The organism is Rhodonellum sp., assembly GCF_030656585.1.
Lineage (GTDB): Bacteria > Bacteroidota > Bacteroidia > Cytophagales > Cyclobacteriaceae > Rhodonellum > Rhodonellum psychrophilum.
In genome coordinates this window covers 50,394-63,220 of sequence record NZ_JAUSPP010000042.1, presented here as the reverse complement: position 1 = coordinate 63,220, position 12,827 = coordinate 50,394, and the positions used below count along the sequence as shown (strand labels likewise).

Annotated in this window: 11 protein-coding genes; 4 read left to right on the top strand and 7 right to left on the bottom strand. The window is 39.7% G+C overall.

Features of this window, described 5'->3' with window-relative positions; genetic code table 11:
- The first annotated feature begins 44 nt into the window (after positions 1-44).
- From Q7J63_RS11000 to Q7J63_RS10985, 4 genes are all read left to right on the top strand, one after another.
- Positions 45-581: an acyl-CoA thioesterase gene (locus Q7J63_RS11000; RefSeq protein ID WP_019598830.1), complete on the top strand. Its 537-nt coding sequence runs from the start codon at positions 45-47 to the stop codon at positions 579-581.
- Positions 582-764: 183 nt separating this feature from the next.
- Positions 765-1,322 carry a hypothetical protein gene (locus tag Q7J63_RS10995; protein WP_304886108.1) on the top strand — a complete coding sequence of 186 codons (558 nt, stop codon included), beginning with the start codon at positions 765-767 and terminating at the stop codon, positions 1,320-1,322.
- A gap of 64 nt (positions 1,323-1,386) precedes the next feature.
- Positions 1,387-1,710 (top strand): DUF3817 domain-containing protein, encoded by a 324-nt coding sequence (locus tag Q7J63_RS10990; protein WP_304886106.1) that lies wholly within the window; start codon positions 1,387-1,389, stop codon positions 1,708-1,710.
- A gap of 10 nt (positions 1,711-1,720) precedes the next feature.
- Entirely contained in the window at positions 1,721-2,743 is a 1,023-nt protein-coding gene (locus tag Q7J63_RS10985; protein WP_304886104.1) for a hypothetical protein, read from the top strand.
- Positions 2,744-2,837: 94 nt separating this feature from the next.
- On the opposite strand, the gene Q7J63_RS10980 is transcribed toward Q7J63_RS10985, so the two are convergent.
- The 7 genes from Q7J63_RS10980 to alaS all read right to left on the bottom strand — a co-directional run bounded on the left by Q7J63_RS10980 (position 2,838) and on the right by alaS (position 12,749).
- Positions 2,838-5,285 (bottom strand): leucine-rich repeat domain-containing protein, encoded by a 2,448-nt coding sequence (locus tag Q7J63_RS10980; RefSeq protein WP_304886102.1) that lies wholly within the window; start codon positions 5,283-5,285, stop codon positions 2,838-2,840.
- On the bottom strand, positions 5,272-6,111 hold the full coding sequence (locus tag Q7J63_RS10975; RefSeq protein ID WP_304886101.1) for a hypothetical protein: 840 nt from the start codon (positions 6,109-6,111) through the stop codon (positions 5,272-5,274). Before Q7J63_RS10975 ends, Q7J63_RS10980 begins: the two co-directional genes overlap by 14 nt.
- The gene (locus tag Q7J63_RS10970; protein WP_022582219.1) at positions 6,108-6,686 is read right to left on the bottom strand and encodes a hypothetical protein; all 579 of its coding nucleotides are present in this window, start codon (positions 6,684-6,686) and stop codon (positions 6,108-6,110) included. The genes Q7J63_RS10975 and Q7J63_RS10970 overlap by 4 nt, the downstream gene beginning before the upstream one ends.
- A gap of 27 nt (positions 6,687-6,713) precedes the next feature.
- Positions 6,714-7,181, bottom strand: coding sequence for a nucleoid-structuring protein H-NS (locus Q7J63_RS10965; RefSeq protein ID WP_304886098.1), 468 nt, complete (start codon positions 7,179-7,181; stop codon positions 6,714-6,716).
- Positions 7,182-7,449: 268 nt separating this feature from the next.
- Complete coding sequence (locus Q7J63_RS10960) at positions 7,450-8,544, bottom strand: TlpA disulfide reductase family protein (protein WP_304886096.1); 1,095 nt, start codon at positions 8,542-8,544, stop codon at positions 7,450-7,452.
- A 23-nt stretch (positions 8,545-8,567) separates the two neighbouring features.
- Positions 8,568-10,028, bottom strand: a complete 1,461-nt coding sequence (gene gatB, locus Q7J63_RS10955; RefSeq protein WP_304886094.1) for an Asp-tRNA(Asn)/Glu-tRNA(Gln) amidotransferase subunit GatB — start codon at positions 10,026-10,028, stop codon at positions 8,568-8,570.
- 96 nt (positions 10,029-10,124) lie between these two features.
- The gene (gene alaS / locus Q7J63_RS10950; RefSeq protein WP_304886093.1) at positions 10,125-12,749 is read right to left on the bottom strand and encodes an alanine--tRNA ligase; all 2,625 of its coding nucleotides are present in this window, start codon (positions 12,747-12,749) and stop codon (positions 10,125-10,127) included.
- Positions 12,750-12,827 lie beyond the last annotated feature (78 nt).

Here is a 12,827-nt window from a genome sequence, read left to right as displayed (position 1 = left end):
TAAAAAATATTAATTCTGTATTTTTACAAAAAAACATCAATTATATGCCAAAAAAGAAACTTGTAAAAGAATCGGAAGTTATCATGACCGAGATGGTTCTTCCGAATGACACCAATACGTTGAACAACTTAATGGGTGGAAAACTCATGCATTGGATGGATGTGGTATCTGCAATATCTGCACAGCGGCATTGCAACCGGATCGTCGTGACTGCATCAGCGGACAATATTTCTTTTCAACATCCCATCGCTTTGGGAAATGTAGTTACCCTTAAGGCCCATGTAACCAGAGCATTCAATTCCTCCATGGAGGTTTTCATTGAAGTCTGGGCAGAAGACATTCCAGCCAACAAAAAAATCAAGACCCACCGTGCATTTTTCACTTTTGTGGCCGTGGATCAAAACGGAAAACCTATCGAAATCCCTGAGGTGGAACCACAAACTCCGGAAGAAATCGAGTTATACGAAGGCGCTTTAAGAAGAAGACAGCTCAGACTAGTCCTGGCCAAAAGAATGGATCCCAAAGATGCAGTAGAGCTAAAGTCAATCTTTGGATTTGAGGAAGAAAAAAACAACAAATAATTTTATACTGAATCCCCAAAATCCCGTTTCCTAAGACTGGATTCAGGAATGCGTTCAATATTTATAAATTCAAAATTCATTTCAGATGCATTTTGTTCCATCATTTCAGAACCTTATCAAAAGTAAATTTAAGGTGGAAAGTTTCAACTTGGATTGCTTTAAAAATTTGCCCAATTTAGGCCTATGGAAGAGTTGAGTTTATTTGAATTGGGCTTGTTTTTGGACAATGAAATTGTTGTTTTGAAAGAAGAAGGAACGTTCTCAAAATCCAAAGGTCACCCCGCTTCTGACTCCTCATTAAAAGGAACAAATGTGGCTCATGCATCTCAACCGGAAGAGGTGGAAATAGAAAGGGAAATGGAACTTGTCCATGAGGGTAATTTCGAAAAAGGGATCTTAATCGTCTACCAAGGAGACCACTTGGAGAGCACACATCGAGAATTTTTGTTTAAAATCCTTCAAGCTGTCAATTGTTCTTTGAAAGATATTGCTTTGAGTTCTTCCGAAATGGTGGAAGAAACCAAATTATCTTCCATTCAACAAATGAATCCAAACAAGATTCTGATATTTGGGAAGCTGAGGCATGACTTGATGAAAATCATGCAGCACAAATATGAAATCCTGAATGAAGATGGCGTTGAATATTTCTTCGCAGACGACTTAAGGGAGATTTCTGAAAATGTTGAACTGAAAAGATCGCTCTGGAATAAACTCCAAATCCTATTTGGAATAAAAAAATAAGGTAAAAATTCAAATTCAAAATACGCTTCCGAAATTGATTTCTGAAGTCTAAAAACATCTTTTAATGATTCAAAAAGAAGAAAAAATAAAATGGTTGAAGCGGTTCAGAACCATTAGTTTTATAGAGGGAATATCCTTTTTGGTACTTTTATTCATCGCCATGCCACTAAAATACACGATGGATTTACCCATGGCGGTGACAGTGGTTGGCTGGATTCATGGAGCCCTATTTATGATTTACATCTATGTGATTTTTCCAACCGCCTATAAATTGAAATGGAATTTCAGCAAAACCTTTTTAGGTTTGATTTGCTCAATTTTACCATTCGGCCCTTTTATTTTTGACAGAAACCTCAAGAAGGAAGAGAAACAAATGGCGGAACTCTAAGCAATCATCCATGGCCCTGATCAGTAAAAAGAAAATCATTTATCCCATCAGTTCAGGATTGAGAAAATACCTGAACAAATATGATCGGGAATCGGATTTCCCCATTCACTACAGTGATTTGATCAGATACAATGGTTCTATTCCCCTCTATGACTTCAAAGGAAATGACACGCTATGGGAAACTGTATTGTTCAATGAATATGATCGGGAAGAAATCCATTACAGTGTCAAAAAAATATATGCCCTTCTGAAAGCAGAAGGAGATTTGTCGGTGATGAAGCATCTTTATGTGGACAGGATTGACCTTTGTGTTTATGGAAATACCCAACCTTTTCGTGTTCGGATCGTCAATCGGATCAATGACAACTTTGATTATTTTTATGTCAAGAATGCGGATGCTTCAAGGGTCTATGGTCTGGAATTGGAGCACCTGCTTTCCCCAAACCGGATCAGCTACCTGGTCCATCAAAACACGTTGATAGAGGAGCATATTGCTGGAATTCCAGGTGAACAGTTTATGCGGCAGCAGATCAATGATCCACTGCTCAATCCCATTCGGCTTGCAAAGGAATTCGTGAAGTTCAATGAGCGGTGTTTTGTCAGACTTTTGGGGGATATGCATTCCTCAAATTTTGTGGTGGATGTGACTCCGGATTTTGAGGAAACCCATTATAGAATCAGGGCGATCGATTTTGACCAACAATCTTATGAAGGCAAAAAATCCATCTATCTTCCGCAATATTTCAAGCAAAACAATGCTTTGATCCAAATGGGAATCACACATATCACTCCGGAGTCAATGGTTCAATACCAAAGAGAGGAACGTGCCTTGATCGCGACGAGACTTAAATCTTCGCACAGGGAAATTGAAGATTTACTCAGAAGCATGGAGCACGATACGATCTCCACAAAAGAAAACATTGCATTGCTGAAAAAGGAACTTGCCTACCATTATAAAAACGAAAAATTTCTTTCCTGCAGAAACATGGGGGCCATCCTTAGGGAAAGTTTAGAGCAGGTGATCAAAAGATAGCCTACAATTTTTAGAATGGGTTTTCAAAAAAAATTGATTTTAACCAAAAAAACCGACGAAAGCCGGTTTTTTTGGTTAAAATGGTTTTGATTACTCAATAGTATCGAACATCACATTCCGGATTTACTTTCTTAAAGCTGGCCACTGCCCTACTGTTCAATCTGGTATTGAAGCAAGCCAGTTTTTTCAGATTGGACAATCCCTGAACTGGTCTAAGAGACCTTACATTGGTACTGGCTACATCGAGATCTTTCAATGCATTCAAAGTTTCCAATCCTCTCAAAACCTTGATATTGGTTCCGGATAGATTGAGCACCTCAATTTTAGTCAAACCTCCCAAAGGCCTAAGATCCTCAATGCCAGTATTGGAAAGATCTAGAGAAACGAGCTCCTTCAAATTGGAAAACATGGACAAATCACCAATCGGAGCTTGTGAGATTTTCAATTCTTCCAAAAGAACCAATTCATTGATTGCCGAAACATCCATGAGTGGGACATCGAATACTGACAGTTTCCTCAGGTTTACAAAAACCAAAAGCGGTTGCAAATTGGATATGGATACTTTTTCGATTTTTAATTCAGGACTTGCTGCTAGCTTATGTAGCATTTCGGTGTTCGGATCACTCTCCATATCGAATTGATCCATAAATATCTTTTTCCAAGTATTGTCCAGCATTCCCCACCAGCTTTCAAGCGCTGCTGTTCTATAAATGATGTTTATTTCTCGATTGGCGTGAAGAAAGCCAGGGATTTCAGTGGCATTCATTTCGGAAGAATCAACATTGAGATACGCTAATGCTTTCAGATCCTGGAGCATTTCAATTCCAGAGATAGGGCTTCTCTCAAAATTCAAATGCGTGATTCCTTGAAGATTTGACAAAGGTTGCAGCGATTTGACTTGCGTATTCACTCCAGAAATTGAGGTCAAGGTGTTCATCTCTGTAAGAGGAATAAGGTCTTGAACCCCAGTATTATCGAAGGAAATATGGTTAATTTTCTTAAACTTCAAAAGCGGACCCAATGAATTGATTTTGCTGTTGGAAAGATCAAGGGAATCGACGCTTACCAAGCTGGAAAGATCCTCAATATTTGGGTTGATAGGGTCAAGCGATGGACTTTTGGTAATCAAAACCTCTTTCCATGTTTCGGGTAATTCGGTCCACCATGTCTGAAGATTTTCTACATGGTGAATCAACAAAACCCTACGGTTTTTTCTGGAAAATTCGTTTGCATTGTCCTCCGATATTTCAGTTCTATCTGCATAGACACGTTGGAGCATTGATTTACCATTCAAAGGCAAAAGATTCTCTACCGTAGTTTGGTTGATAGAAACAACTTTGAGACTGTTCAATGTAGCCAAGGGTGAAAGATCAGAGATATTGGTTTCATTCAAATTGATTTCCTCCAAAGCCTCAAGCTTGCCAAGCAAATCAAAATTGATAAGGAAATTCTTACTGATGTCCAAGCGTATCAAGCCTTTCAATTCCTGAATGTTTTCAAGGTTATTGAATCCGCTTTCACTCAAGTTAATAGACTTCAATGCCGAGAAAGAATTCAAAACTTCAAAACTCATCACCGGTGTTTTCACTGCTTTCAGTGTATGCAATTGCTTGAGATTGCCCAACTCACTGAGATCTTGAATATTTGTTCCTGAAATATCCAAGTATGTCAATCTATCGGAATATTTGATAAATTGAATATCCTGCGTCGGCGTATTGGCGATGTTCAAATAAGTCAGAAATGTCACATTGCTGATAGGGTTCAGTTCTACTATTTGCGTATTGCTGATATCCATATATTTCAAATCCCGCAAAACTTCAATGGGTTCCAGGTTTTGAATGATTTGGTTTCCAGAGATATTGATGGAATCCAATGTGCTGATTTTATAGAGTTGATCAGCAGTCAAAGTGTCATTTGTGAAGCCGAATTTCCCTCTAAAATACGATGCCCATTCCAAGGAAATTGAACTCCACCATTCAGCCAATTCTTCGTCTCTGCTCAATTTGGTCGTATAAATACTGGCAATTTTCAACTCATTGGTTTTTTTATCCATGTTGATTTCCACGAATCGAGGCTTGGTATTGGAGATTTTCTCCTTATTCAAACCTGTAGCCGTAATCGTTCTGTCCATGGATACGACAAAGGACAACTCTCCATTATCTCTTAGAAAGGGTTTAACTTCTCTTACCTTGAATTTAAACCCCGCTTCTTTGAAGAAGAATTCAATATCTTTCAAATAAGCTGTAACATCCTTATTGGTGATTACTTTTCTATCTAGCAACAGGTCATCTTCTACTTGGACCTTATCATCTCGAAAAATCTTTTTATAGCTTTCCCTGATGATTACATCTTTGTCTCTTGCGGAAGTTTCCGTACTGCCCAGTGTGTTTAGAAAATACTCCAAAAACCGGATTTGATCATCAACTTTTTGAGATAGTTCTTTGATCTCTTGTTTGGAATAATCGCCAATATTTTGAGAATATCCTTCAGAGGAAATACCCAACATCACGAAAAAAAGAAAGAAGTATTTATTTCTGGTCATAGATATATTTCAAAATTGCGTTTTTGTCACCAGGCTTCAGTCTCACCAAGTTACTGATCAACCAGCCTGTATTGTTGCCAGGTCTGTTAAATTGATTAAGCTCAAAATACCAATTGTTAATTTGGAAGAAATGGAATTTGACATTTTTAATCGTTTCAAACTTGAGAGAACCTTTCTTCATTTCGTAAAGAAAAATCGTCAGGTAATCCGGTTCATACTCTTTTGCTGTATAGGCTTCAGGCGTATTGGAATCCTGAAAAGCTCTTCTTAAATTCATAAAGCCCAGTTCGTGGCTCAAAGGATGTAAAAATCCTTTGTCATTGCCTTCGGGTTTATTGAAAATATCTTTAAAAGGTGCAAAATTCACCTTATCAATCACCCATTCGTAACCCAGTCCTTCAGGTTGGAGTTTTAGGAAAAGAGTGACGTTTTCTTGTTTGCCTTTATAATTGAAAATGGCATTTACCTCAGAAAACCATCCTTCTTTGTGGAAATTTAAATACTGCGGTAATCCTTGGGAAAGTACTTCTTTTGCAAACTCAGATTTGAGATCATTAGAAACCGAAGAAGTTTGATTGTCGAACAATATGCCTAGAAATTGACTTCTCAATTGTCTATCTCTATATAAAGGATCGCCTTCATAAAAGCGCTTGGAACCGTCAACACTTTCCTCTGCATTGAACCTTCTAAAAAATTGATTGACTTGTTTGGTGGAAGCGGCGAATCTTCCGTCATCCTTAGGTTGGCCGGGGCTGTATAAACCTTGCCCCGGTACCAACTGTAAAGATGTGATAATAGTTAATAGTACTAAAATTATTTTTCTCATGCTGCGGTTTCAGTCACACGGATATCGCCAAGCATCACATCCCAGAATTCGATGGTTCTACCCGCAATTTGTGTTTGCTTCTTCTCTACATAAATGGTGATATCTTTTTTAGTCGTATCTTTGTAGTTCAAGCCACTTTCAAGGGATGTCCCTTCAAATCTCTGGTAAACTGTTACTACACCTACGTATCTGCCATCAGGCTGTCTTTCCAAATCACTGATATAGTGAATGTCATACCAGCTGATGTTCACGCGGTCATAGTTCAAAGCCATCAATCTTTCGAAATATCTTCTCACTTTGTAATAAGCGATTTCAGTTCTGTTAATTGAGGAAACACCCATCTCAGCGTCTGGTGCAAATAGCTCTTCAGCCCTGTCCATAACTCGGTTTGCTTCAGAAAATTGCGTCTCTTTGCTTCCGATGATGCTGATGTATTTGCTCAAATCTTTTACCTTTTCCAAAGCCAAAGAGTCAATTGCCTGCTTTCTGGCTGGGCTGATGTTATCGGATTGTGCTATTGATAGCGTGGCAGTTGCCAAAAACACAATCAGGAAAAGAGGAATATATTTTGTCATGATCTCTATTTTTATCTTATTGGGTGATTATTTACGACGAAGTTCAAGTTCTGAAACCCTTCCGTTACCATCAAGTCTGATATCACTGATGAAATTAAGGTTCTTTTTGGTGTCCTTCAAATAGTTCAAATATTTCGCAATAGTGGTCGGTTCATCATAATCCTTGATTCCACTTTCTTCGTGAATCACGATAAGAACAGGAGTTTCCTGGTTTGAGAACATGCTTAAAGCTTCCTGAATAGAGCTGTTTGCCATTTGTACATTACTGGAATTGGCAATACTGTTGAAATAATTTTCAAGTTTACTTACGGCCAACTCTTCAGCAGTAGCCACTGGGGCAACGGGTTTGGCAGGCTCAACTCTTTCTACTGGAGCAGGCTCTGGTGCAGCTACAACAGCCTTCTTCTTGCTCTTACAAGCACCCATGGCCAATAGGCCAAATAATGCGATGGTAAGGATCCTTGTTAGGGGTGATTGGGAGGTTCTTTTTTTCATTTTCTGTTTTTATAGATTAAGTTAATTGTAAGCTGCTCGAAATGTGAAACAAAAAGCATTCCACATAGGTATCTTGAACGAAATTTATTTTTTTTTAAATTTTGATTCGTAACATGCCCATTTGTTTAAATCCCTGTATTAAAGGCGCAAATCTAAATTAAATTCTTAACATTAAATTCAAAATATTTGCATTGACTTCAATATTATTTTACATGATCTGTATTCCCATAAAAATCATGAAACAAAAGTGGTTTTTGGCGAAACGAATTTAATCAAATAACTCCTTGAGTTTATTTTCCAAACTTGGACCTCTTAAATCTTTGGCGATAATGTTGCCTTCTTTATCGATGAGGTAAGTGGCCGGAATGGCATTGATTTGATAAGTAGCTGCGGCAGCGGAATTGAAATATTTGAGATCAGAAACATGCGTCCAAGTCAATTCATCATCTGCGATTGCCTTTACCCACGCCTCCTTAGTTCTATCCAATGAAACCCCAAAAACTTCGAATCCCTTATCTTTGTACTGGTTATACAATCGAACTACATTTGGGTTTTCCTCTCTGCAAGGTTTGCACCAAGCGGCCCAAAAATCGATCAGTACATATTTGCCTCTCAAATCCGAAAGATTCACCATTTCTCCGTTTGGATCAGGAAGGGATATTTCCGGGGCGATTTGACCGATTGCCAATACCCTCATGTCTTCCAATTGCTGCATTAAAGTTGAAATGATTTTGGTATTGGGATAATCTTTGTTGAGTTGAGTCACCAAATTGTCCATGAATTGAAAATCATTTTTGGGATTCAACATGCCAATTGCTGCCAAAGCCGCAAAACTCCCATTCATTTCCGTGATCACAGTTTTTACTTTTTCCCCATGATTCTGTTCCAGATGCATTGCCTTTTCTTGTATTGATTTTATGGCTGCTTGGTCCTTATTGGTCATGGCCTCATAATACGCAGAGTTCAATTGATTGATTTCCTCTTGGTATTCCTCCATCAGCAATTCCACCTTCAGCATGTTTTTTGAATCTTCTGACCCTTCGATTTTTAGGCTCTCAACATCATTGAAATCAAAATCCAACTGCACATCTTCTTTGAAAAGAGCTAACCTCACCACCTTCTTGTCCATTAAATTCAACTCATAGAATTCAGGACTATCCGAAGCAAGTACGAAATTGAAGACACCATTGCTGTTCATTTCCAAAGTATCGACCACTTCGGATCTATCTTCCACAAATTTTGAAAGCGTGATGATTCCTGTCGGTGCATTGCTCAATTTCCCTGAAATATTCACAGTTCCATCGAAGCTATCAGAACCATTTTGACATCCAAAAAACGAAAAGGCAAGCAGGATTAAAAACATATTTTTTAGATTTTGCATTGTTATCAATTGTCTAATAATTCCATTAATATTTTTGTCGCTACTTTTGGATCCGCTTTCCCTTGGGATTTTTTCATTACCTGTCCCATAAACATCGCCATTAACCCTTTTTTGCCGGATTTGTATTCTGCTACTTTCGCTACATTCTCAGCCAAGACACTCTCAACAATTGGAATCAAGGATCCCTCATCACTGTCCTGGATGAGATTCAACTCTTGGGCAATTGCCAAGGGAGTTTTCTCAGCGTGAATCAACATTTCAGGGTAGACCTTTTGGGTGGCAACGGAAAAATTCACCTTCCCGTCATCGATCAATTGAATCAATTCCGCCAATCTCTTTGGACCAATTGGGAAATCAGAAATGTGTAGGGTAAGTTCATTCAAATAAGACTTTACAGGACCCATCATCAAATTGGACGCAGCTTTATAATTGCGGGTAAGCGTACACAGCTCCTCAAAATAAAGCGCGATTTCCTTGGAATCGGTCAACACACCGGCATCGTATTCAGGCAGCCCGTATTCATTGACAAACTTATGGTGGAGTTCCCTCGGTAAGGAAGGCATCGCTCCTTGGATACTGGACAACCATTCCTCTGAAACGATGACAGGGCTCAAATCCGGTTCAGGAAAATACCTGTAGTCATTCAAATCTTCTTTGGTCCGCATGCTTGCCGTCAAGCCGGTGGCCGCATCAAATGTCCTTGTTTCAGAAATGATTTCCTCTCCGGACTCAATCAACAAAATCTGCCGTTCAAACTCATGCTCAATTGCCCTGGCTACATTCCGGAAAGAGTTCATGTTTTTCACTTCTACTTTCTTGCCATATTCCTCAGCACCCCAAAGACGCGCCGAAACGTTGGCATCACAGCGCAAGGAACCTTCTTCCATATTGCCATCACAGATATCCAAATATTTTACCAGTTTTTTGACTTCGGAAAGAAACACATAAGCTTCTTCAGAGGACCTCATGTCTGGTTCAGATACAATCTCGATCAAAGGGACCCCGGCACGGTTGAAATCCACCAATGTATCCACTTCACCAGCAAGGTGCATGGATTTGCCCGCATCTTCCTCCATGTGAATCCTAGTCAGGGCAACTTCTCTTTTGGTCCCATCCGAAAGGGTTATGGGCACATTTCCACCAACACAGATCGGATTTTTGTCCTGCGTGATTTGATATCCCTTTGGAAGATCTGGGTAGAAATAATTTTTTCGGGCAAATATATTTCGCCTGGTGATCGTCGAATCACAAGCCAATCCCATTTTAATGGCGAACTCAACAGCTTTCCTATTGACTTTTGGTAAAGTGCCGGGATGCCCCAAAGTGATGACAGAAATATGGGTATTGGGGAGATTTCCAAATTCGGTTGAATCGGAAGTGTACATTTTACTTTTTGTCAGCAATTGGGCATGTACTTCCAAACCGATCACCAATTCATATTTACTCTTAACTTCTGCAGAAAGCATATATATTTATTCTTCAGCTAAATAAAATTATTTTTTGACTCAAAAATGGCTTAGAAATCACCTAAAACCAAATCTGTATGTATAAAACCTTCAATCTCATGAAAACATCTCCTTGGCTTTTTGGATTACGCTCGGCAATCCACCAAGATTCTTCCCTCCTGCAGTGGCAAAGAAAGGTTGCCCTCCCCCACCACCTCCGATTTCTTTGGCCAGTTCCCTGACCATGTTGCCCGCGTTCAATCCTTTAGAGGCGATCAATGCTTCATCGATCGTCACGGCTATTTGTGGCTTCCCCTCAATATCAGCAGCCAAAACCACCAATGCATTGCCCAATTCATTTTTTATTTCAAAGGACAATTTCTTCAAGGCATCAGCAGATGGTACTGAGATTTGTGCGAAAACACAATTCATTCCATCAATCGAAATTGCTTTTTCAAGTAATTCTTCTTTGAGTGCTCCTGTTTGGCGGTTTTGAAGGACTTCGACTTCTTTCTTCAACTCGTTTCTTTCCTTCAACAAAGCTTCCACTGATTTCTTCAAATCCTTTGGGTTTTTAAGCATTTCCTGAAGATCCTTCACCAAATTCACCTGTGCGTTCAAAAAGGATTCCGCAGCATCCGCAGTGATGGCTTCAATCCTTCTGACACCTGATGCAACCGAACCTTCAGAGACGATTTTGAAGAACCCGATCGCACCTGTGGAAGGTACGTGGATGCCGCCGCAAAGTTCGACGGAAAAATTTTTGTCAAATGTGATCACACGCACGAATTCGCCATATTTTTCCCCAAAAAGCGCCATAGCTCCTTGATTTTTAGCCTCTTCGATAGGCACGTTTCTTTGTTCGATTAAAGGGATGTTTGCCCTTATTTTTGAATTGACGATGCTTTCTATTTTGGCAATCTCCTCATCCGTTACTTTCGCGAAATGGGAGAAGTCAAAACGCAGCAACTGATCATTGACCAAGGAGCCTTTCTGTTGAACATGGTCTCCCAAAACTTGTTTCAGGGCTGCCTGCAAGAGATGCGTAGCCGTATGGTTGTTGATGATCAGCCTTCTTTTTTCACTTTCCACTTTACAGTGGAAAGTCATTTCAGGAGCTGATGGTAGTTTGTCTACAAAATGTACGATCAGGTCATTTTCTTTTTTGGTATCGAGTACCCTGATTTTTTCCGCCCCTGAAATCAGCCATCCCTGGTCACCGACTTGCCCACCACTTTCCGCATAGAAAGGGGTTTTGTCCAGAACCAACTGATAGCGATCTCCTTTTTTATCCGTGATCAGACGGTATTTGATGATGTTACTTTGGGATTCCAAATGATCGTAACCGATAAAATCCACGCCCTCATCTTCATTCACCATCACCCAATCGCCGGTTTCATGCTCCGCTGCAGCTCTGGATCTGCTCTTTTGCTTTTCCATTTCTATTGCGAACCCTTTTTCATCCACTGAAATCCCGTTTTCCCGAGCAATCAGTGAAGTAAGGTCCAAAGGAAAACCAAATGTATCATAGAGTTCAAATGAAGTCTTGCCATCGATGATGTTTTCATTTTTCTCCTTCAAATCCAATTTTATCTGATCCAGGATCTTGAGGCCGTTGTCTAATGTTCTTAAAAATGAAGCTTCCTCTTCCTGGATCACCTTGGAGATGAAATCCTGCTGCATGGCAATTTCAGGAAAAATCTCACCGAAATTCTCGGCAAGCAAGGGTAGCAACTCAAAAAGGAAAGGCTTTTGCAAGTCCAAAAAAGTATAGCCGTATCGGACGGCTCTTCTCAATATCCTTCTGATCACATAGCCAGCTTTGTTATTGGAGGGCAATTGTCCATCAGCAATCGTAAAGGAAATGGCCCGGATATGATCCACGATAACACGCATCGCAATATCCGTTTTTTCATCTTCACCGTACTTTTTACCTGATTTTTTTTCAATGGCCTGGATGAAAGGCATGAAAACATCCGTATCATAATTGGATGATTTGTTTTGGACAGCCCTCACCAGACGTTCAAACCCCATACCGGTATCCACATGCTTGGCGGGAAGTTCTTTCAGGCTTCCGTCGGAAATCCTGTTGAACTGCATGAAAACAAGATTCCAAATCTCGATTACCTGTGGATGATCATTGTTGACAAGATCATATCCTGATTCCCTTTCCCTTTCTACATCTGTCCGCAAATCCACGTGGATTTCGGAACAGGGACCGCAGGGACCTGTATCACCCATTTCCCAAAAATTGTCCTTTTTGGAACCAAAAATAATCCGATCCTCTGAGACGATGTTTTTCCAAATGTCAAAAGCCTCATTGTCCCGATCCAATTGGTCCCCTTTGTCCCCGCCAAAAACAGATACATAGAGTCTATCTTTTGGCAGTTGATAGACAGTCGTCAATAATTCCCAAGCCCATTCAATCGCTTCTTTTTTGAAATAATCACCAAATGACCAGTTTCCCAACATTTCAAACATCGTATGATGGTATGTATCCACCCCCACTTCTTCAAGGTCATTGTGCTTACCGGAAACCCGCAAACATTTCTGGCTGTTGGCCACTCTTTTTGCTTTAGGAACCTCATTTCCAAGGAAATAATCCTTGAATTGATTCATGCCCGCATTCGTAAACATCAAGGTAGGATCGTTTTTCACCACGATCGGAGAAGAAGGGACAAAGTGATGTTGTTTTGACTCAAAAAATTCAATAAAAGTACTTCTGATTCGTTTGGCTTCCATGTAAGCTTTTGACTATGTTCGGATTATATGTTTTTATGACTATATTTGCAAACTTGAAACAGAAATTTCCAAGTCCAT